Annotated in this window: 21 protein-coding genes and 2 pseudogenes; 10 read left to right on the top strand and 13 right to left on the bottom strand. The window is 51.6% G+C overall.

What is annotated here, in order from left to right; all coding sequences use genetic code 11:
- Positions 1-140 precede the first annotated feature (140 nt).
- The 5 genes from ACO0LD_RS18165 (at position 141) to ACO0LD_RS18145 (ending at position 5,293) form a co-directional block, all read left to right on the top strand.
- Positions 141-896: a gamma-glutamyl-gamma-aminobutyrate hydrolase family protein gene (locus tag ACO0LD_RS18165; RefSeq protein ID WP_423009323.1), complete on the top strand. Its 756-nt coding sequence runs from the start codon at positions 141-143 to the stop codon at positions 894-896.
- 25 nt (positions 897-921) lie between these two features.
- The gene (locus ACO0LD_RS18160) at positions 922-2,175 is read left to right on the top strand and encodes a D-amino acid dehydrogenase (RefSeq protein ID WP_423009321.1); all 1,254 of its coding nucleotides are present in this window, start codon (positions 922-924) and stop codon (positions 2,173-2,175) included.
- A 9-nt stretch (positions 2,176-2,184) separates the two neighbouring features.
- Positions 2,185-3,090 (top strand): ornithine cyclodeaminase family protein, encoded by a 906-nt coding sequence (locus ACO0LD_RS18155; protein ID WP_423009319.1) that lies wholly within the window; start codon positions 2,185-2,187, stop codon positions 3,088-3,090.
- Positions 3,091-3,563: 473 nt separating this feature from the next.
- Entirely contained in the window at positions 3,564-4,229 is a 666-nt protein-coding gene (locus ACO0LD_RS18150) for a site-2 protease family protein (protein ID WP_423009317.1), read from the top strand.
- A gap of 437 nt (positions 4,230-4,666) precedes the next feature.
- Positions 4,667-5,293, top strand: a complete 627-nt coding sequence (locus tag ACO0LD_RS18145; protein ID WP_423009315.1) for a LysE family translocator — start codon at positions 4,667-4,669, stop codon at positions 5,291-5,293.
- A 103-nt stretch (positions 5,294-5,396) separates the two neighbouring features.
- On the opposite strand, the gene ACO0LD_RS18140 is transcribed toward ACO0LD_RS18145, so the two are convergent.
- From ACO0LD_RS18140 to ACO0LD_RS18100, 9 genes and pseudogenes are all read right to left on the bottom strand, one after another.
- Positions 5,397-5,846, bottom strand: a complete 450-nt coding sequence (locus ACO0LD_RS18140) for a hypothetical protein (RefSeq protein ID WP_423009313.1) — start codon at positions 5,844-5,846, stop codon at positions 5,397-5,399.
- Between the two features lie 115 nt (positions 5,847-5,961).
- The gene (locus tag ACO0LD_RS18135; RefSeq protein ID WP_423009311.1) at positions 5,962-6,291 is read right to left on the bottom strand and encodes a hypothetical protein; all 330 of its coding nucleotides are present in this window, start codon (positions 6,289-6,291) and stop codon (positions 5,962-5,964) included.
- Between the two features lie 494 nt (positions 6,292-6,785).
- Complete coding sequence (locus tag ACO0LD_RS18130) at positions 6,786-7,883, bottom strand: SEL1-like repeat protein (RefSeq protein WP_423009309.1); 1,098 nt, start codon at positions 7,881-7,883, stop codon at positions 6,786-6,788.
- 217 nt (positions 7,884-8,100) lie between these two features.
- Positions 8,101-8,856 carry a hypothetical protein gene (locus ACO0LD_RS18125; RefSeq protein WP_423009307.1) on the bottom strand — a complete coding sequence of 252 codons (756 nt, stop codon included), beginning with the start codon at positions 8,854-8,856 and terminating at the stop codon, positions 8,101-8,103.
- On the bottom strand, positions 8,853-9,671 hold the full coding sequence (locus ACO0LD_RS18120) for a hypothetical protein (RefSeq protein ID WP_423009305.1): 819 nt from the start codon (positions 9,669-9,671) through the stop codon (positions 8,853-8,855). The genes ACO0LD_RS18125 and ACO0LD_RS18120 overlap by 4 nt, the downstream gene beginning before the upstream one ends.
- Positions 9,668-10,465: pseudogene (locus ACO0LD_RS18115) on the bottom strand (ATP-binding cassette domain-containing protein); the annotation flags it as partial. The pseudogene ACO0LD_RS18115 and the gene ACO0LD_RS18120, both read right to left, overlap by 4 nt.
- A 451-nt stretch (positions 10,466-10,916) precedes the next feature.
- Positions 10,917-11,384 carry a hypothetical protein gene (locus ACO0LD_RS18110; RefSeq protein WP_423009303.1) on the bottom strand — a complete coding sequence of 156 codons (468 nt, stop codon included), beginning with the start codon at positions 11,382-11,384 and terminating at the stop codon, positions 10,917-10,919.
- Positions 11,385-11,557: 173 nt separating this feature from the next.
- Positions 11,558-12,388 carry a diaminopimelate epimerase gene (gene dapF, locus ACO0LD_RS18105; protein WP_423009301.1) on the bottom strand — a complete coding sequence of 277 codons (831 nt, stop codon included), beginning with the start codon at positions 12,386-12,388 and terminating at the stop codon, positions 11,558-11,560.
- Between the two features lie 101 nt (positions 12,389-12,489).
- Positions 12,490-13,446 (bottom strand): quinone oxidoreductase family protein, encoded by a 957-nt coding sequence (locus ACO0LD_RS18100; RefSeq protein ID WP_423009299.1) that lies wholly within the window; start codon positions 13,444-13,446, stop codon positions 12,490-12,492.
- A 102-nt stretch (positions 13,447-13,548) separates the two neighbouring features.
- Between ACO0LD_RS18100 and ACO0LD_RS18095 the strand changes: the two genes are divergently transcribed.
- Together ACO0LD_RS18095 and ACO0LD_RS18090 are read left to right on the top strand one after the other, a co-directional pair.
- Positions 13,549-14,001: a MarR family winged helix-turn-helix transcriptional regulator gene (locus tag ACO0LD_RS18095; protein WP_162060311.1), complete on the top strand. Its 453-nt coding sequence runs from the start codon at positions 13,549-13,551 to the stop codon at positions 13,999-14,001.
- Positions 14,002-14,581: 580 nt separating this feature from the next.
- Positions 14,582-15,049, top strand: coding sequence for a hypothetical protein (locus ACO0LD_RS18090; protein WP_423009297.1), 468 nt, complete (start codon positions 14,582-14,584; stop codon positions 15,047-15,049).
- A 90-nt stretch (positions 15,050-15,139) separates the two neighbouring features.
- Here ACO0LD_RS18090 and ACO0LD_RS18085 read toward each other — a convergent pair whose 3' ends face one another.
- Positions 15,140-16,387, bottom strand: a complete 1,248-nt coding sequence (locus ACO0LD_RS18085; RefSeq protein WP_423009295.1) for an amino acid--tRNA ligase-related protein — start codon at positions 16,385-16,387, stop codon at positions 15,140-15,142.
- A 102-nt stretch (positions 16,388-16,489) separates the two neighbouring features.
- Positions 16,490-16,648: a hypothetical protein gene (locus tag ACO0LD_RS18080; protein WP_423009293.1), complete on the bottom strand. Its 159-nt coding sequence runs from the start codon at positions 16,646-16,648 to the stop codon at positions 16,490-16,492.
- Between the two features lie 184 nt (positions 16,649-16,832).
- Between ACO0LD_RS18080 and ACO0LD_RS18075 the strand changes: the two genes are divergently transcribed.
- A complete protein-coding gene (locus ACO0LD_RS18075) occupies positions 16,833-17,948 on the top strand; it encodes a metallophosphoesterase family protein (protein ID WP_423009291.1) in 1,116 nt (371 codons plus the stop codon).
- A gap of 146 nt (positions 17,949-18,094) precedes the next feature.
- Here the strand turns inward: ACO0LD_RS18075 and ACO0LD_RS18070 are convergent, their stop codons facing one another.
- Positions 18,095-19,228, bottom strand: a complete 1,134-nt coding sequence (locus ACO0LD_RS18070) for a serine hydrolase domain-containing protein (RefSeq protein ID WP_423009289.1) — start codon at positions 19,226-19,228, stop codon at positions 18,095-18,097.
- Positions 19,229-19,967: 739 nt separating this feature from the next.
- Between ACO0LD_RS18070 and ACO0LD_RS18065 the strand changes: the two genes are divergently transcribed.
- On the top strand, positions 19,968-20,327 hold the full coding sequence (locus ACO0LD_RS18065) for a hypothetical protein (protein ID WP_423009287.1): 360 nt from the start codon (positions 19,968-19,970) through the stop codon (positions 20,325-20,327).
- A gap of 641 nt (positions 20,328-20,968) precedes the next feature.
- On the top strand, positions 20,969-23,845 hold the full coding sequence (locus tag ACO0LD_RS18060) for a ligand-binding sensor domain-containing protein (RefSeq protein WP_423009285.1): 2,877 nt from the start codon (positions 20,969-20,971) through the stop codon (positions 23,843-23,845).
- Positions 23,846-23,890: 45 nt separating this feature from the next.
- On the opposite strand, the pseudogene ACO0LD_RS18055 reads toward ACO0LD_RS18060, so the two are convergent.
- A pseudogene (locus tag ACO0LD_RS18055) lies at positions 23,891-23,998 on the bottom strand (IS110 family transposase); the annotation flags it as partial.

The following is a 23,998-nucleotide window of genomic DNA, read 5'->3' as shown; positions in this document are numbered from 1 at the left end:
TCACTTAAGCTTCAGATTAAATACCAAATCATGCATTAGAAAAACTAATACCTGAACATAGAATTCATGGTTTGCGTTGAGTGTTTTGAACAGGGATGATGGCAACATCAAACCAATCAAAAACAATCAAAACAAAACCAATGACCAGCTCTCCACCACCCCGCATAGGCATCACCCCCGACCGCAGCGCGGCCGCAACAGATATCGAAGCCCTGTTCTTTGTACGCCGCAATTATTGCGCTGCAATCAGTGACAATGGTGGCGTGCCGCTGGTGCTGCCCTATGACCTGGATGCGGTAGAGACTTATCTCGACCAGATTGATGGCTTGCTCATCACGGGTGGCATGTTCGATGTCAACCCCGCCCTGTACGGCATGCCTGCCCGTTATCCAGAAAAAATGGCCCTCAAGGAAGACCGCACCGCATTTGAACAAGCCATGCTGCGTGCCGCCATTGCGCGTGACATGCCGGTTCTGGGCATCTGTGGCGGCATGCAATTGATTGCCGTTGAGATGGGTGCAAAGCTGCTGCAGCACATCCCTTCTGATATTGCCACCACCATAGAACACAAACAGGCTGAAGACTGCGATCTGGCCAGCCATGCCATCCACATTCGCCAGGGTAGCAAGTTAAGGGCGATTCTGGGTGTGGAAAGTTGCGAGGTCAACAGCCTGCATCACCAGTCCGTTGCGGCATCCACCGACAAGGTCAAGGTGGCAGCAGTGGCCGATGATGGCGTGGTCGAAGCCATAGAAGTGCCATCGCTATCATTTTGTATGGGGGTGCAATGGCACCCTGAATACCGGGTCAATGCCAGCGAAAAAAACCTGTTCACTGCCCTGGTTGCAGCAGCGAGGGAAAGCGCTGCACGCCATCTGACTACCATCAGCGTTTAATTTATTTTTATTCAATAAATCTATCATGAAAGTTTGTATCATCGGCGCTGGCGTCATCGGCCTCACCACCGCGTATGCACTGGCAAGACGCGGCCATGATGTCAGCATTGTCGAGGCACATGATGGTGCCGGTGAAGGTGCCAGTTTTGGCAATGGGGCGCAGCTCAGTTACTCTTATGTCGCGCCGCTGGCGGATGCCTCGGTCTGGGCCAGCATGCCTTCTTACCTGCTGAATCCCGATTCTCCCTTAAGCTGGCGCCCTGCGCTGGAGCTGGCGCAGTGGAAATGGCTGTGCGGTTTTTTGCAGGCCTGTAACCAGCGCAAATCGCGGCAGACCACGGCAGAGCTGTTGCGTCTGGCCTTCTATAGCCGCGATTGCCTGGCGACTTTGCAAACACAGTTATCACTGGATTTTGATCTGCGCCAGGCAGGCAAACTGGTCATGTATTCATCTGATGCTGCCCTCAAGAGTGCAGCGTCACAAGTCGTCTACCAGGCGCAACTGGGTTGTGAACAGCAAGTCTTGTCCACCCAGGCTTGCCTGGATATAGAGCCTGCCCTGGCACATGCTGCTGCCCGCTGGGTAGGCGGCGTTTATACGCCGTCTGAAGATGTCGGTGACTGCGCCCGCTTTTGCAGGCAATTGTCGCAGGCATTGACGCAGCACTATCCGAATGTGAAGTTCCTGTACCACACCCAGGTCCATGGCATGCTCGTGCAGGCAGGCAAATTGCAGGCCCTGCAAACCAGCCAGGGCGATATCAACGCCGATGCCTTTGTCCTGGCGAACGGCTCGCATGCTGCCACCCTGGCTGCCAAGACTGGCGTGCACCTGCCCGTCTACCCGCTCAAGGGTTATAGCATCACGCTGGATGCGCCAATAGCTGATGCCAGCCTGCCCAGCGTCAGCATCACCGACAGCGCCAGGAAGATCGTCTATGCCCGCATCGGGGACCACCTGCGCGTGGCAGGCCGGGTAGAAATCGTCGGCCACGACATGCGGATCAATGCGGCCCGCGCGCAAAGTCTGCTGAAAGAAACACAGCAATTATTCCCCTCGGTGAATGCAGATGCAAATGCCATACACGCCTGGGTGGGCATGCGGCCAGCGACGCCTACCGGCATCCCCATCATAGGCGTATCACCCGTCAGCAATCTCTACCTCAATGCAGGTCACGGCGCACTTGGCTGGACACTCGCTTGTGGCAGTGCCGAACTTCTGGCGCAGCAAATCGATGGCGAGCAGAGTGCGATTGACGCCAGCCCCTATCACTATTAAGGAAACCACATGCAAGTCATTACCAACGAACAAGTCGCCTCACTGCTGACAGTCAAGGACGCCATCACCGTCATGCGCGAGGCGTTTGCGCATTACGCCACAGCAGGTGCCATGCAGGAAAGGGTACGCATAGACAGCGGCAAAACCAAGCTCAGCGCCATGGGTGCCGTCATCCCTGGCTTGAATGCCGCCGGGGCCAAGATTTATTCCACCATCAATGGCAAGTTCACTTTCGTGATTGTCTTGTTCGCCGCTGACGATGGTCGCCTGCTGGCCGTGATGGAAGGCGACACCATGACAGAATTTCGTACCGCTGCCGTTACCGCTTTCGCTGCCGACAAACTGGCGCGACAAGATGCCAAGACGCTGGCCATCTTTGGCACTGGCATACAGGCGCGCGCCCACGTCCCTGCCCTGCTGGCCGTACGCAATTTTAAAGAAGTGCTGGTGGTCGGCATAGAAGGACAGGAGGCTTTTGCCCAACAAATCAGTACGCAATACGGCATCCCCGCCCGCACCACCAGCGCTACCGAAGCCGCCAGCCAGGCCGACGTCATCCTCACCGCTACGCGATCAAGCACGCCGCTATTTGATGGTAATGATGTCAAACCCGGTGCCTTTGTCGCCGCCATCGGTTCGAGCAAGCCTGACACGCGCGAAGTAGACGACACCCTGATACACCGCGCCAGCAAGATCGTCGTTGAATGGAAAAAACAGGCCGCCTATGAAGCAGGTGATTTGCTCCTGTGCGACAAGAGCAGCTTTGCATGGGACGATGTGCTGGAGATGACCGATGTAGTACAAGCTGCAGGCATACGCAGCAGTGAGTCAGACATTATTCTGTACAAGGCCATAGGTGTAGGGCTGGAAGACGTGGCGCTGGCGGAGTTTGTTTATCGTAGATTGGCTGGATAAGTTTGGCTGGACAAATTGACCTGCATAACCGGTAGGGTGCGCCGTGCGCACCGTTTTTATTCTTACTCTGGCGATTTGGAAACACAAACGGTGCGCACGGCGCACCCTACGAGTTGATAGTCGTTCCACCTCAACGGACTTTGCTCACATGGATCCCAGCCTGCGCTGGGATGACGACTTTGAGAATACGGCTGGATTGAAACCGGGATATTTGATCGCCCACTATCGTAGCAACGTCATTCCAGCGCAGGCTGGAATCCCGCGGCGTTCATCGCACTCGTCTGACTTTGTTATAAGCACGCAAGCCGCCCACCCGCAATGAGCATGCGCGACGTCCCATCATCGCCGTAATTGCCACTCATAGAAGCGGCACTTCCCCCTTCTCCGCGCATGACAGCAAACCATGCAAAAAAGATCAACAACTCCTTGTTCCAGACTACAATTACGCCAGATCCATCCACACACCACGTGCCATGCTCAATTTTGTCCTCATCCTCTTCATCTGTGACGCTGTGCACCTGTTCAGCATTGCCGCAGCAGGCCGGACCGCTGGTGCCAGGGTGCTGGAAATATCCATAGGCGTGGGGCCTGTGTTGTTCAGGTATAAAAGATTTGTCCTGAAACCTCTCCCTATCAATGGCTATGTCAAATTTCTCGACACCCGCGAGCACATCGTCAGTGATGACGACCTGCCCTTTGCCATCGACCGCTTGAGCCTGGGGCGACAAATCATGATCGCGCTATCTGGTTGCACCGCCCTGATGATTGTGGCCGCAGCTTTGAACGGCGCAGATGCTTGGCAAGACTTTATCGCGTTACCAGCACAATATGTGATGGGTGCGCTGTCCCCTTTTGGAACAGCGCAAACCCTGCTGCATGAGGCATGGCGCGTTATCAACACCACAGCATTGCTAAGCCTGCTGGGCATCACTGCTGCCAAGTTGGCGGCTTTTAATTTACTGCCACTGGCAGGTTCCAATGGCAGCCATATCATCAATGCAGTGGCCCAGCGCCTTGGCCTCGCCAAACCCTATCCTGGCGCCGTTCATAAGCTTGTCGTGTTCATCACCATAGCCGCCATCATCTCCTGGGTACTGGCCATGGTCAGTGCCCCTGTCTTGGCAGCATATGGTCTGTAGGGTGCGGTCGTACGCACCGTCTTTGATTTAGTTCGGCGATTTGGAAACGCAGACCGGTGCGCACGGCGCACCCTACAAGTTGGCACTCGCTCCATCCCAACGGATCTTGCGCAGATGGATCCCAGCCTGCGCTGGGATGACGACTTTGAGAATACGGCTGGGTTGAAACCGGGATATTTGATCGCCCACTATCTTAGCAACGTCATTCCAGCGCAGGCTGGAATCCACCGGGCTGGCGCGCCAGTGGCGTTCGTCGCATTCATCCAAGCTTGTTACATGCATGCAAGTCACCCACCTGCAATAAGCATGCGAGCACAACACCGCTGGGAAAAATATCTTTGCCGTATGCGGCGCATGCCGGATTACGCACCAAACATCTAGCCAATATGGCGTCTGCTGTAAAATTACGCATTCACCCCCAACTGCCAAGGACTCCCATGGAAAACTACGCTTCACTCATCGGCATCTGCGCCGCACTCACTGTCGGCGTCGTCAGCCCCGGCCCCAGTTTTGTGATGATAGCCCGCACCGCGATGGCGTCTACCCGTGCTGAAGGTGTCAGCGCAGCGATAGGCATGGGCATGGGCGGCACGCTGTTTGCAGTGGCGGCCTTGCTGGGTCTGCAAGGTGTCTTGCTGGCCTTGCCTGTGCTGTTTATTGCACTCAAGGTATTGGGCGGCCTCTATCTGGCCTGGCTGGGTTTCAAGATCTGGCGTGGTGCGCATGAACCTTTGCAGATCAATGCGGCTGAACAATCAGGTGAACGCAATTTGCGCAAATCGCTGTTACTGGGCTTTACTACCCAGGTCAGCAATCCCAAGACATCCATCGTCTATGCCAGCGTGTTCGCCGCCTTCATGCCGCGCACGCAAAGCCTGGCGTTTGATGTATTGCTGCTGGCTTGCGTCTTCATCATCGAAGCCAGCTGGTATGCGATAGTCGCTGTCGCCCTGTCTTCAGAAAAACCACGCACGACTTACCTGCGTTACAAGGCATGGCTGGACCGCGTTGCCGGTGGCGTCATGATCGCGCTGGGTATCAAATTGGTGGCATCGGCACGCTGATACCAGACTTGCCTGTTGCACATAACAAAAGACGCTCCATCGCGAATGATGGAGCGTCTTTTTTTCAGCTCTGATTATTGCCTGCTGCTAAAAGCCTTGCAACTTATTTTGTTGCTGGCGTTGCTGTCTTGCTGCTACCTGCTGTTGCAACTTTAGCTGTATCAGTTTTGACTTCAGCTTTGACGTCTGGCTTGACATCAGTTTTTACTTCAGTTTTTGCCTTGGCATGCTTTTCATGGGCGACATGCTTGGCAGTTTTTTCATGTTTTGCGACTGTCTTTTCTGCAGTGGCTGTTACTGGCTTTGCGTCTGACGTTACCGGTGCAACTGTTGCCGTTGTTGACACTGCTGCCGGCGTGGTGCTTGCTGCCATGGCTGTTGTGGTCACTGCTTTTGCTGCTGGCGTAGTCACAGTAGCTGCTGTTGCTGCTGTGGTCGCAACGACTGCCGGTGTAGCAGTTGTGACTTTAGCTGCTGTCGTAGCAGGAGTCTGAGCGAAGGCGCTGCCCATAACGATAGTAGAAGCGACGAGTGCAGTGATAAGCTTGTTCATGTTTGATTCCCTTATTGTTTTGAGTACTACGGTGTTTTTTTATACCGGCAGCACATGCTGCCGGTGTTGATTTCTGATATTTGATACTTGATACTGCTTGCCTATTGCAGAAAACTTATTTCGATGCTGCGCTGGCCGCTGCAGATGCGCCTGCTACTTCTTTTTTAGCGTGCTTGACATGTTTTTCATGTTTCGCTGGCTTTGCTTCTGGAGCAGATGCAGGTACTGAGGCCACTGCTGGTTTTGCTGCTGCCGAAGCACTTGCCGATGCAGAAGCTGCTACAACTTTAGCTGCCGGGGCAGACTTGGCTACACTCGCTGCTGCGGCTGCTGTTGCAGGTTTGGCTGCTGTGCTGGCAGAAGCAGATGCGCTTGCTGGTGTCTGTGCAAATGCGCTACCCATAACAACTGTGGAAGCGATGATGGCGGTGATCAGTTTGTTCATGATATTTCCCTATTCGTTTAAGTTGCTAGTTTGGTTTGCTTGCTTATTTTGCGTTTCGTAGTCACGCTACGTAAGCCAAAAACGCCGCCCGGACACATTGCGTTGACGCAAAAAACCACAGAACATGGGGCTTAGTGTTGTTGTTCTAAACGGCATGTCGCCTGTCAACCGAATGCCATGCTCATGCGTTACGCGCGTAGGAACATAAAAAAACGACGCCTGCTTGTGCATGGCGTCGTTTTTTTTTGAAGTAATCACGGCAAACCGTATCCCCTAAAAAATGCCGTAACGTAGGGTGCAATATATTGCGCCGCATGTACACGTCGTCCACGGCAGAGATATTTTTCTTGAGAGTGCGATGAACACATGCGGCGCATTGCAATGCGCCCCACGTTACGACGATGCCGACCTTGAGGATAGGCGTATTCTGCAGGCTGCGCCGCGCGTATCGCTTTTCGACATTTTTACCGCATATCGTGCCACCTGTAGACTCGTCACTGAATCAGATAAGCTGGTGCTGGACTATGCTGTGCCTTGAATTGCGCAACCCACTGCGCAGCGTCTTGTTGCACCTGTTTGCGCTGTGCTGGCAACAAGGGCTTGCTGATGATGTTGAAGTTGTTTGTCGCATTATTGTATTCAGCACTTCCCGGTGTAGCCATGATCTGTGCAATAACCAGCCATTTGCATGCGTGAACAGGGTCGGCAGGTACCCCTTGCCCCAAGCCATACATTGCACCAACTGCATTTTGCGCTGGTACATAGCCTTGTTCGGCAGCTTTGCGAAACCACGACACGGCCACGGCATCGACCTTGGGAACACCGGTGCCATTCACATATGCCATACCCAAATTGTACTGTGCTGTGACAAGCCCCTGCTCAGCGGCCGCACGGTATAAATTGGTCGCTTGTATAAAGTCTTGCTGGATAATCTTGCCCTCTGCATATTGCAAGGCAAGGTTGTATTGCGCCAATGCCAGGCCCTGCGCTGCTGCCTTGCGAAACCACGTCACTGCCTCAGTCGTATTGCGTTCAGTACCGGTGCCGCTCAGATACATGGATGCCAGATTATTCTGTGCAATGGGCAGCCCCTGTTCAGCAGCCTGGCGTGTCCAGTTATATCCTTCTCCAGGGTTGCGGGCAACGCCAACGCCATTGGCATAAATAAATCCCAGACTCAATTTTGCCTGCGCATTGCCTTGAGCGGCTGACTTGCGAAACCATTTCAATGCTTCGGCATCGTTTTTTGTCACGCCCAAGCCTTGGGCATACATCAAACCGAGATTATTTTGCGCAAGCGCATCGCCCTGAGCAGCCGCTTTCTGCGACCATTTCAATGCCTCTACATAATCAGATTTCCCGCCTATACCCTGAAAATACAGAGCCCCAAGAACGTTCTGCGCATCTGCGCCACCTCGCTCAGCATTGTGACGCAGGATATCGATAGCGGCCTTATCACCTGCAGCAGCCTTGGCAAACAGGACACGTTTTTCAGCATCGTTTGTTTGCGTCAGGCCAGTTACAGGGGGCAGGCTTAATAACGACGCCATGCATACGACAAGCAGCTTTTTATACGTGAGAACAGTCTTCATATGATGTCTTCCAAGCAAATATCCGTTGTCAGGGAAAATTACTTGTTATACGCAACCCAGCCTATGCAACTCAAGCAAATATCCATGATCAAACCTCATCACGCGGCGTAATCCGTTGCGCCCAAATTCATGGTATTTACCTGAATGCATGTGCGTTGCATCTGGTAAGGAGCGTTATAACAAACCCAACGCACCCTGCCAGACTGATTCATATGCGTCACCGCGAACCATTACCAAATCGTAGCGATTGCAAAAATTCACGTCGACCTGTAATGCTCACATTATCCCCAACATTCAACAGAGTTTCCTGTGGCACTTTGCTACCCGAATAATCCAGACTACCGTGTTGCATCACAACTTCCAGCTTCCCGATCTGTATTTGTTCGCTCAAATTAAATTGAGTTGAGCAGCATTCATTTTTCGGCGGAATCTGGCAACTGGCCACCAGTTTAAGTCGGTTGACCTGCAACTGTTCTATATTTATCTTTGCTGTGCAGCCCAGATTTTCCAGTACCAGTTCGGCAGCGGGTGCGGGCAAGCTGCCAGAAATTTCAACTGCATCAATGCCCGCTATTTCTACCTTGTTGACAGAAGATGGCAGACGAATTTCAGTAATCATTTTCTTGTGATGATCCATCGGTGCCACTGCTTTACTGAAGGTGATATTGAAAACACCATCAACAAATTGCGTGCTGGCGGCAACCTGCATGTCCTCGTTATTGATTGATGCCTGCGATGCAGCAGGATCAAAAACGAGTTTGATATGCGACACACGAAAATCATCGCCCAGTGCGCGTATCACCGCTCTGCTATTGCTGCCAATATCTGCGTGCTGTTCCTTTACGTGCATGCTCTCTGCGTAGGCAACTTGTTCTTTTTTCAGACGATCAAGAAAATAATTGCCTGCCAGATACCAGGCCACGGCAAATATGAAAATCCATACGCCAACTTTGGAAAAATAACGGGTCATCATGCGACCTCCCGTTCTTTAATGTGGAAAAATAGGGCAGTCCACAACAACAAGGGCACACCCAGCCACAAACCCACTGAAAGTCCGTATTCCATCGCACTGTAGTGTGGGTCATTTTCGCCATAATGTGTGGTAAAGATGCCCAATTGCGGAGAACCTATTACCCAGCTCGATACGATGAACAGCAAAAACGAAAACAATATCGTGCGCAACACAGGAGAGCGTTTGAAAAATGCCGTTCCCCCCGCGATCAGCGCTTGCGCAGCGGAAAGAGACAAAAAGAAAAATAACTGTGGTGCCAGGGCATGTTCTCCATTGTTCAGTCCCTTCAGCGCCGCCTCTTTCGTCACGAAGGGAAAGTAGAAATGAAAATTCCCGGAGCAGGATTCACAGCGTGGCAATTGCAGTGCCAGAGTCTTGGCCAACTGGACGGCAGGATAGTTGAACAACACATAAAGCAAGCTAAAGACCATGGGATAAAAAATGCTGATCACCAGAAAAGCCATCAGCCATTTCTCAAACACTGAGGCAGGACGCATCAGTGCAATCAGGCTGGCACCTGGATTCAGCAGGTATTTGAAATAGCGGCCAGCGAAAATGACCGCCGAAAAAAACAAACCAGTCATATACCACATGGTTTGTCCCTGGAACTGGAAAGCCCAGTATACGTTGCCAGAGTCCGTACTAAAAGAAATCGCCATGGCAATCAAATCCAGCATCACCAGCGCACCGGCAAACCAGGCATATTCCCGCCAGCTCTCGGCCCAATGCGCACGTAGCAAGCGGCCGAAGCGGTTGATATCAAAAAAATCCGTCATTGCGCATCCCTCGCTGCGTTTCCTGCGTCTGCTACATTTGTTGCACTTTTTGCGTCCAGATAACTCGCCACTGCATCAAGCACACCTTGTTTGTTGATGCTCAAGGCCTTGTAAAGCAATTCAAGATTGATCACACCCGGCGCGGTGCCTGCATTGCGGCTTACATAGGCCCATTGGTGACCGTAAGCTTCCTGATAAATACTGCTGGCTGTGTCAGCCTGATTATCAGCCACCCCCAGGTGCAAGGCACGTTGCAGCGTCTCCATACTGGCCGACAGCGCAAGCTTGCCGCTATCAACGAACAGTACATGATTCATCAGGCTTTCCAGGTCATGTGCCTGGTGGGTGCTGATGATCACCGTACGACCGGCATGCTCCTTGCCACCAAGGATAGTCTTGAATTGCGAGCGCCCGACGATGTCGAGACCATTGGTCGGTTCATCCATCAGCAGCAAGGGTGTGTGCGTTGCCAGCGCAAAGGCAATCACGGCCTTCTTTTTTTGCCCCAGGCTCATGGCAGCAAAACCTTTGTCACGCGGGATTTCAAAAATCTCTGCGTAATTTAGAAAATCACTGCCAGAAAAGCGCGGATAAAACGGCGCATGGGTTTTATACAAAACTGCCAGGTTGATATCGGGAAGATGAAATTCTTCCGGCACGACATAGACCTGCTCTAAAAAGGTTGGCAAGCGTGCTGCGGGTCTGTAACCAAGCACTTCTACCTGCCCGCCATGCGGGAATAGCAAGCCCGACAAAATTTTGAGCAGCGTCGATTTGCCACTGCCATTACGGCCAAACAAGCCATACACGCCGGGCTTGTTCAATGTCAGCGAAAAGTCGTCATAGACGTGCTTCTTCCCATAATCAAATTGTAGTTGTGTGACTTTGATCATTAAATTCCTTAAAGCGTTTTTATGTGCGGCAGGGTATCTTGCGTCAATAAAGCCGATGGCAAAAAAACTGATCATTGCCATTCTCATTCACGCCAACAAAAACACCGCGAGCTAAAGGCAGCAGTGTATTACTATTTTGGAAATAATGGGGATTTTTGGTCGCTGTTGCGATCATAGAAGATCAAATGTGCGAGACACATGATTACGATATTCTAGGTGAAAATATTTATTTTTGACATGCGATGATCTCATATTGCGCTTTGCAATGTATCCTGCATCACGAGTTTTTCAGTCCATTACATGTGACATGCAATGTGTAAAAATGAGGGGTATGTTGCGCACTCAAATGCGGCTAGGGGTTGTCGATAATCTCAAGCCGCGCAATATCTGAGCCACAGCGCTGTACCCGTATATGAAGACCATCCATCATGAGCCCGCCATTGCCTTTGGCCTGGTGAAAACCAGGTGACGAATCAAAAGCCGAGTATGCCAAGTGGGCATCGCCAACGTCAAAACTTTCATTTCCCTTGCCCTTCACTCGCAGGCCCGGATGAAAGTTCTTTATCGTACCATCAATCAATTTACAGCTTCCGCTCTCGTAGGCTGAACGTAATGATTGATAGTCGTAATATGTTTTTGCGATGATCAACACACTGATTAGCATACCAGCCCCCATCACCTTGAATGGAAAAGCAGGTGAAGACACTGCTCCCCGGCCACGCCAATTCATCGGAGGATAGCCCCAACGTTTTCGCCATGCATCAGCAAGGAGCATCACGCATCCAATCACAACAATGATGAACCCGGCGTTAAAAAACAAGCTCGTGTCATATGCAGTGTTTGTTATGTCGAAGAGGACAGTCGAGTGCATGTTGTTTGTGTATAGTGCAAAAATTCGTGATATTGCAATACGATAGGGTACGTTACAAAGCACCGAAAATGAAAATTAATATACCATTAGAGCATAATTTGTTGCCTCCAGCAAAACCAAAACTATCCATGCACCACCACCTTGCCATGGCACACCGCCAGCACAGGCCCCGTCATCATCACTTCAAATTCCGGTGAAATGACAATATCGATGTCTCCACCCCGCATATGCACCGTCAGGTTTGCATCAACCAGCCCCAGTTTATGCGCCACTGCAGCGGCTGCGCAACTGCTGCTGCCAGATGCATGGGTGTAACCGGCACCGCGTTCCCAGATTTCTATTTGTATGTTCTGGCGGTCTATCACCCGCAAGAACTGTACATTACTGCGATTGGGGAAGAGTGGATGTTGTTCCAGCAAGGGGCCAAGTTCTCTCGCCACGGCTTCATCAGGTTGCTTTGTCAGCACCACGCAATGCGGATTGCCTATGGTGGCGCAAGATACCTGCACGGTGCGCTCGCCAAGAGCTATCTCTTCCAGCAAAACTTCACGGGCGGGGCCAAGTACCGGTATCTGCTCTGCCTGGAAACTCACCTGCCCCATCGACACTTCCACTAATTGCTGCTCAGCAAAAACCCTGGCCTGCACGATGCCGCCCCTGGTCTTGACTGTGAACACCTGCTTGCCAACCAGACCCTGGTCATACAGATACTGACAAAAGATACGCAAGCCATTGCCGCTTTTCTCGGCCTCGCTGCCATCCGGATTGATGATGCGCAAACCAAAATCAGCATCATCCGGATAGCTGGGGCCAAACAGCACACCGTCACTGCCTATGCCATTCCGGAAATCGCACAGGCGCATGATTTCATCCATGCCCAGGTCTATCGCTCCGGCATCAAGCACCAGATAGGCATTACCAAGCGCCTGATATTTTGCGAAACTGATTTCCATGCCAATATCCACCGTTTGCATCGTTTGTACAGACAGCAAAGATACGGTAAACAATTCGCTTGTTCAAGCAGATTTATGCGGACGCTGCTTTCAGCAAAGCTTCAATCCATGGTAAACACCAGGCGCGGCAAGTTTGCATCCTTGTCCCAATTTTCTTCTACCGCAGATAAGGCCGCCGTCGCCACCGCAATCTCAAAACCACCCGGTACTGCAGCATGCAGCACTTCGCCTATCGATTTGAACAGACGCTGAGGCGGGATGCTGCCTATGCCGCTGCCCATCAGCACAATTGCCGATGAGCGCAGTACCGCACTCGGCAGATTGATCTCTTCACCACTGACAGAACCTACTTGCACGAAGCGCATGGGCACCGCTTCTTTACCAGCCTTGGCCGCAGCGATGAGGAGCAACTCTGCGCTCTGCCCCCACAGGTAATCGACTACCACATCAACACCTTCGGCAAATTGCTGTTTGAAGGCAACTTCCATGGCTTGCCTGTCATCACCAAGAGGGATCACCACATCTGCACCTATGGCTTGCAATGCTTCCAGCGCTTGCTTGTTACGGCCTGTGGCAATGACTTTCTTTGCGCCCAGGTACTTGGCGATTTGCACCGCCAAACGCCCCGCCGTGCCGGTTGCGCCATTGATCAGCACGGTTTCGCCCGCCACCAGTTTTGCCCGCTCCTGCATTGCCGCCCAGGCAGACATGCCGGGGTTGGCGATGGCTGCCGCCTTGATATCATCGAGCGCATCTGGCAAGGCGATGCATTGCGCGGCCCTGACCACGGTTTTTTCTGCCATGCTGCCAAATGGCGCTTGCGGCAAGGCAAAATAGACGCGGCTGCCATCCTCCAGACGGCCCACACCATCCACACCCACCACAAACGGCAGGCTGCCTGCAGAGCTGTAATGCCTGCCCGAAGCACGGCTCTTGACCACAGGGCTGAGCGCTGCCGCCACCACCTTGACAATCACCTCGCCATCGCCTGCGACTGGCTCCTTGAAATCACCATAGACGGGTGGTTTGCCTGCTTCTACTACGATTGCTGCTTTCATATCTGCTATCCTTTGCTGAAATTATTCAGGCTAGGCCAAAATGGATGCTCTGAATATGCGTGCATTATACACATATATTGAATTAAGCAAGGACAAGAAAAAATGAAGAAAGAAATCGGCGAATTGCGCGGTGCCCTGATGGATATCACCGGCGTGCTGAACCGCCCGCAGCCTGATGCGGCCCTCATTGCGGCGGCGGGTATCGATCTTGACCGCGCCCTCTTCCCCTTGCTGGTACGCATAGAACGCCTGGGGCCGATAGGCATAGTAGAACTGGCAGAACTGGTGGGGCGCGACCACAGCACCGTCAGCCGCCAGATCGCCAAACTCGACAGCCTGGGCCTGGTCAGCCGCTGCCCCAGCCCGCAGGATGGCCGCGTCAAGGCCGCCGTCATTACCGAGCAAGGTCGCGTCATGACAGATGCGCTGGATAGCGCGCGTCAAAAAATCATAGAAAAAATGCTGAGTGATTGGAAAAAAGAAGACGTACGCGAGCTGGCGCGCTTGTTGCGGCATTTTGCAGATGATGCGCTGGCCTGGGTGGGGGCTTTGTGAAAATGGGATGGCGGTGATCGGGTTTTTGGATAAACACAAGATGCCATTGCCGCTGCATTTGATTAACCAGTAGGGTGCGCTATGCGCATCGTTTGCACTTTCAAATCGCCGGAAAAAAAATGGTGCGCACGGCGCACCCTACTACAGGGCGATACGGCAATAACAACGATATACCAATGCGACGAACGCCGCTGGCGCGCCAGCCCGGTAGATTCCAGCCTGCGCTGGAATGACGACTTTAAGGTAGGGGGGCAGATTAGCACCGTAGAGTTTAATGATCCCCACCCATCGCAATGTCATCCCAGCGCAGGCTGGGATCCATCTGCGTAAAATCCGTACTCCTGAAATGGCAAATGATTTTGCAGATTGAATATCTGCCACTTCCAATCTGCTCACACAAACGCTGAACCTTGACGCCACTTTAGCATCCAGATAATATCGCGCAAAATTTTGTCCTGCTGCAGGACAGATAAAAATCCAGTACCCTTACCCACATCAAGGCCAGCCAGTGACATCCCTCTCTCCATACGCAAGACCCCTCGCCTGGGCATGTTGCCTGATCAGCTCTTTGCTGGTGAGCATGATCAATACCATGGTCTGGCGTGGTACTGGCCTGAATCTTTTTTCATTTTCTTATCTGGTGTTCCTGCCCATAGGTGCGCTCCTCATGGGGTTTTGTGCCCTGAGCGGGTTTTACCTGGTCGCAAACCATTTCAAGTTTCCAGCCCGCCGCATAGACTTTGCCTTTTTACTGCTGGCTGCCGTAGCTTTCGTCTTGCAGATTTTCTTGGGCATCTACCTGTCTTTCTACTTCATGGGCAAGGTCGCACATCCATCACCCGCTTCATTCATGGAATTCATTTCACTCTACGTCACCAGGGTCAAGCACGCCATGAGCCTCAATAGCCATACCCAGGACGCCGTCGCCGCCGGTGAAGCGGGATGGTATCTGTTGATGGTACAAGTCATGGCATTGTGCGCCGTTGCACGTACCATCTATGGCGCGACTGACAGAAGTGGCAATGCGCAATGGGAATCGACGTTTTAAACCAGGGCGCAGGTGTCTTACTCTGCACCACTCCATCTGCGCCTGCCTAAGCCTGCTTAAGCCTCCTTAAGATCAGCCAGCAATCCGCGCTCAGGGCGACAAGCGCCCTGGCCCTCGATGGATAAATGTCGCTTCTTTTATCCCTGGCAAACCAAGGAACAATGCCGTCAAACGGGCCAGGCCCAGGCCAAAGCCGCCGTGCGGTGGTGCTGCCAGTTTGAATGACTCCAGATAGAACTCCAGGCCCTTGCCTGTCAACCCTTTTTCTGCGAGTTGCGCCATCAGGACATCATACCTGTGCTCGCGTATGGCACCCGTGGTAATTTCAACGCCGCGATACAGCAACTCAAAACTCCGGGTCAGGTGTTCACCTTCGCGCATGTGGTAGAACGGTCTTTGCTTCCATGGTACTCGGGTCAGCGCCACCAGTTCGTGACCCTGCTCCTGCATCATCGCACCCAGTTTTCGTTCCTCCTCGGCGCTGAGTGATTCTTCCCCAGATACGCCAAGCAAGGCTTGAGCTTCTGCAAATTCGAGGATATGGCAGGTGGCCGGAACCGTTGCTTTGGGATAGTGCAATGCCAGCTCTGGCCCCATTCTGGCGATTACCTGCGCCAAAGCTTCAGTGATCATCGCACACTCAAGAGCGATGATCTCAAGCTCGCTTTTAACACCTTCCAGCTCAACGTCGAAGGAGATGAACTCGGTCGCGTGGCGCGAAGAAAAACTGGGTTCTGCCCTGAATACCGGGCCGACTTCATAAATCTTGCCCAGGCCTGCCATGATGGCAATTTGCTTGTATATCTGTGGTGACTGGGCAAGATAAGCCCGCTCACCAAAGTACTTCACTTCAAATACTTCTGAGCCTGACTCAGACGGCGCACCCATGAGCTTGGGTGAATGTATGCCAATGAAGCCCTGGCTCCTCAGATAGCTGGTCATTTCACTTTCGATTTCGCTTTGCACTATCAACGCCAGCGCCTCTTTGCGATCACGGAAACGCGCTGCCGGCCATGCCAGCCTGGTGCCAATGTCACTCTCTGCGGATATAGGCCACTGTATCGTCGGTGACATCAGTTCCAGCGACTCTGCCTGTATCTCAAAGCCGCCAGGTGCCTGTGCCGATGCGACGACTATGCCTTCGACTGCCGCATACGCCTGCTGCATCAAGGCCTTTGCCTGCTCACGTGCCGCGCCCGATGCCACGACCTGCACCTTGCTCGCGCCAGACTGCAAAATGGCGAATGCCATTTTGCTCTGTATGCGGGTTGTCGCCACAAAGCCTTCTACTCTTACTTTTTTACCTGCCTGTACTGCGATTTCATCGAATGTAAACATGTCCTTCTCCTTGATTGCGGGTTGATAAAAATGCCGCCTTCGGATTCCGGAAATGAAAAAAGCCCGGAATCTCCGGGCTTTTTGAATCGTGGTTCTCGCTATTTAATCAATTACAGCGAAACGACCCCAGCCCGAATTCGAGTTGGAATCATTATTATTAATGCTGGCAACAAGCGACAAAACCGCGCAGCCACAGGCGAGGCTACGCAGGGAGCGTGGCTCCGGCGTACTTGCTATGCGTGGATACAAAGTAGTTTGCATGATTGTTGTCAAAAATTATTGGTAGTCTGAATCAGACTGAACACCAAGGCTATATCAAGACTATCACGCTTGTCAAGCACAGTGACGGTGGTACTAAAAGCAGCGCTGAATGCGCTCTTATCGCTGTTTTATTCCTGTCACATAGCTCTCTTATACTCGGCATATTTAATTCGCCGGACACCCCATGTCGATCACACCAGCCACGCAAGCTCATCAGCTGCTAGCCAATCTTGCTTTTGTAATCTCCAGCCTGTTCGTACAGCAAAGCGTGTTTGCTGCCAAGCCAGACCCGGTGCTGGTTTCGTTTGCAACAGTGGGTGATTCACGTGCCGAACCAGGGCCGCATTTGAACAGGCAAGACCAGATCTGGCTACAAAATACCAGGGCCTTGTCACGCATATTGCGCGAGATACAGGTGCAGCGACCCAATGCCTTGTTTTTTAACGGCGACATGGTCATGGGATACACGACGGACAAGGCCACATTCAATCGGCAATATGCCTACTGGCGCGGCATGGTGGCCAACATGATGGAGACGGGTACCTATGTGGTACCCGTGCCCGGCAACCATGAAGTACAGGAACGCAGCAAAGACAGCTCAGGCAAGACCCAAAAGGCCGCCAGCCTCGCCAATGAAAACATCTGGCGCGAAAACATGGGAGATTTGATTGTTGACACTGAGCGCTGGAAAAGCATCGTTGGCAAAGAGCTTGCCGCTTTCCAGGTTGATAACGCCCCTGTCGTAGGTGGCCCGGACAATATCCAGACCAGCCAGTCGCAACTGAGTTTTTCTTTCGACTTTGCCGACAGCCATTTTGCCGTCATCAATACCGACCCGGTCGGCAATGACGGCCATGCACCTGCCCACTGGCTGGCAGAAGATTTCAAACAAGCCAAAGAGCGCGGCGCCAAACACTATTTTGTATTCGGCCACAAACCCGCCTATACCTATTTCTATAAAGCAGATGTGAACCTCGATGGGCTCGATATCTATCCTGATAACCTGAAAAATTTCTGGGATGTAGTGGAAAGCTATCAGGCCACTTATTTTTGCGGGCACCAGCATATTTACCATGCCTGGCAGCCGACACTTGCCACTGGCGGCAAGGCATGGCAAGTGACGGTAGGCTCAGGCGGTTCGCCATTCTCGGCCAAGGCAAGCGACACCAGCAAGCCGCAAGACCGCATGTATGCCTGGGCCATCGTTAAAGTGCATGCCAGCGGCAAAGTGCATCTGGATGTGTATGGCTTTGATGAGCACTATGGCAAAACACAAAAACTGAAGTCCATCTATTTTTGAGCCAGCCGCGCGGGGCACACATGCCATAGCTGGCAGCAAAATGATGATTAATGCCAGCTTGAACAAGGCATCACAATTTTCATGCTTGGATTTGCCTGATCACTCTTGGATTAAAGATGCTGCATCAGGGCCTGAAGCCTGGCTTGCTAAGGTTGTCCCGCCAACCCTTCCAGCACCGCCACAATTCGCCCTGCAAGCGGAAGCAGGCCGGGTTCATAGTTGGAAAGCACGACCACGGTATAGCCAGCATCAAGATACATATCGAGCTTGCCGTAAACCCCGGTGAACTGACCGCTGTGACCCACGACTTTACCCAGCTTGCCCGAGCTTAACTCAAAGCAGTATCCATAGCTGCCCTTGTCTGCTCGCCCACCTGTGTGGTCTTGCCAGAACAACTGGCGCGTTACTGGCTTGAGCAACTTGTCTGCCTGCAGTGCATCGGCAAAGCGCAGCAGATCATGCGTGGTCGAATAGCCCAGGCCATACGGCCCGCCGCGCAATGGTATCAGGACGGTGTTTTCTTTCCTGCTGGCTGCCGCGCCTCGCGTGCTGATGTAGCCGGTGGCGAGGTTTTCTATTCCCTCATCCCTGATATAGTTATCTGTACTATGCATGCCCGCCGCCAGAAACACATGCTGGCGCACATAATCATAATAATTTTGTCCCGAGGCTTTTTCTATGATGACACCGAGTAAAAACGTGCCCATATTGCTGTACAAATAATTGCTGCCGGGTGCAAACTCCAGTGTCGCATCACGTGTAAATGGCTTGTAGTCATCCAGGTTTCGCATAGCGACCATCTGCATATATGGACCGTTAAGAAACTTGCTGTTGAAAATATTACCCAGGCCAGATGTGTGCGACAACAACTGGCCTATGGTGATTTTCTTCGCCACTTCAGGCGGCAACCAGCTTGCATCCACATATTTGCTGACCGGGTCAGCATACGACAAACGCCCCGTATCTGCCAGTTGGCCTATGCCAACCGCCGTAAACATCTTGCCAATCGAGGCAACATTGAACCTGGTGTCTATCGTGTTCGCCACATGATAGCGCTTGCTGGCTTCACCACATGCAGCCTCGCTGATGATCTTGCCAGCTTTTGCGACCAGGTAAACACCAGAGAATTCATCCTTGTTGCAGGCGGTGTTGAACATGGCTTGCAGTTTGTTGTTCAATGAAATTTCATCGACTGCCTGGAGTGCAGCTTTTTCCTGAGCCACTACATGTGATGAGAGCAGCAAACTCAATATGACGGGTAGTGCATGGCTAGTAGGCATTGGTTTCCTTGCTGGATAGTCTGGCATTGAGATGGGGCAGAAAAAATATCTGGTACCTGTTGCTGATAACAACGTCAATTTTATCTGATTATGATGTTGAAATTATCATACTTTGAATTTCTTTCGCTTGATTTTCGGCGTCCTGCATTTTTTGTGTCCACATTATTCAAAAAAAATTTACTGCAGTTCTCATCCTCTCAGTGTTTCTTTTCTGATTTCTTGAATGCAGTCGGCCAGGCTAGCACCAATATTAATTCGCCATCTTCGTTTATAAAATAGCGATCGATCTACGCAAAAGATGGCAGGCAATTTCTGTTAAAAATCCCGGTGACAGTTTGAGATAATTCATGATTTTTTCTCAAGTATTTTATTTCTTTTCTCATCAAAAAAACAGGGCACGACACGCTCTTCAATTCAGCATTTTTCATTCACATTTTGCATGCCATTATTCGGAAATTTAGAACTGTGACGCTCGTGAAAATCACTTCATTTTTAAATTGATGAAGATAAAAAAATTTACTGTCAACGACAATCCAAACGGCTGCGTTTGTGTATCCAAGACGATGCATTAAACAGCACATCAATATTTTTAGAAACAGGTTTCAATATCAAAAATTGTCGAGGGAAATTTGAAAAAGAAATACAGAATTGTGCTGCGCTTTTGTCGGCACATCATTAGCTAGACCTTTTTTGTGGCCGGTCTATCTAACTCCAATCAGGCCACTTTTAAGGAACTAAAATGAACAGCCAATTTTTTTCTAAAACAAATAAAAGTTTAATTGCATCTGCTTTTTTGTTGGCAACAACAATCATGGGCAGCACCAATGCGATGGCAGCGCCAGGAAAGCTTGTCCTCGGTGACGATGGAGAATTGTGGTGTTGCCCTGGTGGTGAAAAGGGTCCCAGGTGCGGCCCGTCAAAGGCTCACATCGACAAAAAAAATGCGGGTAGCGATTGCGGCTTTGCAGACCCATTGCCAACTGGCAGCCTCGTCGACACATCGCCAACGCGTCCAGTAAAACAGGCCACCGGTATCAAGGCCGTTCAGTTTTCAGAAACCGATGCGGTAAAAACAACGAAGCAAATACCTGGGAAATAGAATCTTGACCTTAGTCAAAATGAATGAGGGATAGAAAGCATGAATGTTATCCCTTGTTCATTGAATTTGTTTTCAACTGATCTACTCAGACATGCTGCTTTTTAATAGCACGAAGCCGCCGTGACGATACTCAATAAAATGACACGACATCATGAAAAATCAGCTTTCACAGCTGTTTTTTCACACGCAGGTAACAAATACCCAAGGTCTTTTACCGCATAAGTGACACTTTCTAATTTCCATTAGGCTTACTGCCTGCGCTGTGTGATCACATGCAAAATTCCCCCGAGGAAAACATAATCTGTGCCACGGCAACGATAATTGACCATGAAGCAGGTTTTTATACAGCTTACTGCGCAAGTTGGCGCTTAGTTCATCAGAAACTGCTCAAGCAGGTAGCATGTTTATTTTTTTTGTGACATGCTTCTCCCCCGCTGAGAAAATTTCCTCACCATGGAAAACCGGTCAATTTCAAACCGGAAACTCTATGACATTTGCGTGACCAAAAATTTCGCTTGCATGTCAAATCACACCAGATAGTCAAGGAAATGACGCCACGTCAAATTTAAGGAGTTGCGAAATTGTATCGTTACAAGGGTAAATTTTTACCTCGCTTTATTCGTTGGATGATATTGGAGTTGATGTTCCTTTTGATACTGGTGATGTGGGCTGCACCAGTCAGGTCGCAACAAATACCGCTTCGCTACTACACCCAGCTTGATGGCCTGAGTAATCTGTCGGTCAGCGCCATGGAGAGCGATGGGGATGGCTATATCTGGGTAGGTACAGAGAACGGGCTATTTCGCTACAACGGTGCTGAATTTCGTCGCTACGCCAAGGCAGAGGGCCTGCCAGATCCATTTGTATCGACCTTGCATGTCGATGCGCAGCGGCGGCTATGGGTCGGCAATAATGACGGCCTCTATCTCAAGAAGGGCGAGCGGTTTGAGCCTGTCCTCGATCATGGTAAAAAATTGCCGGTTGCACCCGGCCAAAAATTAAGTTCGTCACCGGACGGCACCCTGTTCTTCATCAGCCAGCAACGTCTGTATGCACTGACCATGGCCCAGGGCCAGCCGCAATTACAGATACTGTTCCCTAACCAGCAAAGTCTTGCGCAACAGGCACCCGATACTTTATTGAGTGTCCATCGTGAAAAAAATGGTGATTTCTGGCTGGGTTGCGGCTCATCGATTTGCCAGTACACAGGCAGCCAGATTCATGTCTGGGATGCTTCACAAGGTGTGCCGGGCGACCAGTGGCTAGGTTTTCACCGCGACCGTAGCGGGCAACTCTGGGCCAGGGGCGAGCAGCATATTGTGGTTCTCCAGGCCAGCGAAAAACACTTCATCGACAGGACGCCACCAGGCGATATCCTGCATAAAAAAGGACTGGTGACCTGGATATCTGCCGATGCTGAAGGACGGATACTGAGCAATGCTGACCAGTCACTGATACGCTGGAATATAGATCACTGGGAAAATTTTGACAGAAAAAATGGTTTGAAAATAGCAGGCGGCCTGACTGCCCTGCTGTACGACAAAGATGGTGGCATGTGGCTAGGTTCACGCGGGCTAGGTTTGATCAAATGGCTGGGGTCTGGCAATTGGGAAAGCTGGACCATGGCGCAAGGCATGCCTGACGACGTTGCCCTGTCCATGGCCAGGGACAAAGAAGGCGTTTTGCATGCAGGTACACGCTCTGGCCCGGCGCAACTGCGCCCTGGTCAACGGCAATTCAGCAGCATCACAGACGGGCTGACAACATTGAACCACCAGTGGTCAGGCATGGTGGTCGATCAGGCTGGTACAGTGTGGGGCGGCACCTACTCTGGGCAACTGATGCGCTACGACGCGAAAACCCGGGTCTATGCACAAGTAGCAAGTCTGCCGCAGATTTTTAGAATGCTGTCCGACCATCAAGGCAAGATCTGGCTGGCGACCATGGATGGATTGTTCGTCATCGATACCAAGGCCAGCAAAATCAATGTCATGCGCCCCGCTGGTTTGCAGAATTTGCAGAGTCCACAAATCCCCAAAGCCATGAATTTTCGTGATCTGTGTCTGAGTCCGAATGGCAACATCTGGTTTATTGCACGCGACCACCTGCTGCGCTTTGATGGCAAGAACTGGGCTACATTCGAAGTGAGCTTCAATGGGCAGTCACCTTACATGTCCGCCGTCAGTTGCACTACAGGGAATGACTTGTGGCTGGGCACGCGCCAGGCGGGCTTGTTACGCGCAAGCGTCAACAACGGTGTCTTGCAGTTGCAGCAGCAAGAGTCACCCGTATTAAAAAACAAGATCATCTTTTCCTTGCTGGAAGACAGTCGCGGCTGGTTATGGGCAGGTACGGATGCAGGTATCGCCGTATGGAATAAAAAGCAGTGGCGGCTATTCAATCAAAGCAATGGCTTCGTCTGGAACGAAACCAATGGCGACAGCTTTTATGAGGACAACGATGCAGCAATGTGGGTTGCCACCAGCAATGGCATTTCACATATCCTCAAACCTGAGAAGCTGTTTAAAGAGCTTGAACTCAACACCCTGATTGAAAACATCCATCGCGGAGAAGAGTCTTACTCTAGCGACAAGCCGCTGGAGCTGGCCTGGTCACCCCAGCCACTGGAGCTGGTGCTGGCGAGTCTCAACTTCAGGAACCGCAGTGCGCTGGAATTTCATTACCGCCTCAGTGGCCTGGAAGAAAACTGGTCAAGTTCCACGACACCCAAAGTGCGCTACACCGCACTTGAACCTGGCAGCTACCGCTTTGAGTACTTTGTCAGTAATACTGATGCCCAGCAGTCGTCCGCGATCAAATCGCTGGCATTGATCATACAGCCACCGTGGTGGAGAACAACCTGGTTTTACATGCTGATAGCCGTGGCATTGCTGATGCTGATTTTTATCCTGCACAGCTATCGCCTGCGCAGGCTGACAGCGCTACAGGCCCGTACCGAAGCCATCGTCAAAGAACGCACACGTGAGCTGGAAATGTCCCGCGAAGAACTCAAAGTACGCGCATTGCGGGACGGTTTGACATCTGCCTGGAACCGTTCTGCCATGCTGGAAATGATGGAAATGGAACTGGGCAAAGCCCAACGCCAGCAAACGCCCTTGCTATTGGCCCTGCTGGACCTGGATCACTTCAAGCGCATCAACGACACTTACGGCCACCCCGCTGGCGACGCCGTATTGATCGAGGTAGTGCGCCGCCTGAATGCCACAGTGCGCCAGTCTGACGCCGTTGGCCGCTATGGTGGCGAAGAATTCCTGATCATCATCCCCGGGCTGGACGTCAGCCATGGTAAAGGCCTCATCGAAAGATTGCTGAAATCAATCCGCGAAAAAGAGATCGCCATCAGCGACCAGCAGTCCATCGCCGTCACCAGCAGTTTTGGCGTCATCGCCTTTGATCCGCAAAACCCGATGACAGCCGCTGAATTGATCTCGCATGCCGACCAGGCTTTGTACCGGTCCAAGCAGCAAGGCAGGAACAGGGTTGAGTATGTTGAGTGAAGATAGAGCAGTAAAGCGGTAAAGCGGTAGATACTGTTATTCCTGTCAAGCCAAATGCAAGCTAGCATCGAATGGTTTTCCGGATTTCAATACACCCAAAGCGACATGGACTAGTTTTCTCATCATAGCGCCGATAATGAGCATTGCAGGTTT

This window comes from Undibacterium sp. Ji83W (assembly GCF_049340385.1).
In the GTDB taxonomy this organism is placed as follows: domain Bacteria; phylum Pseudomonadota; class Gammaproteobacteria; order Burkholderiales; family Burkholderiaceae_D; genus Undibacterium.
This window is presented reverse-complemented; position numbering and strand designations above follow the sequence as displayed.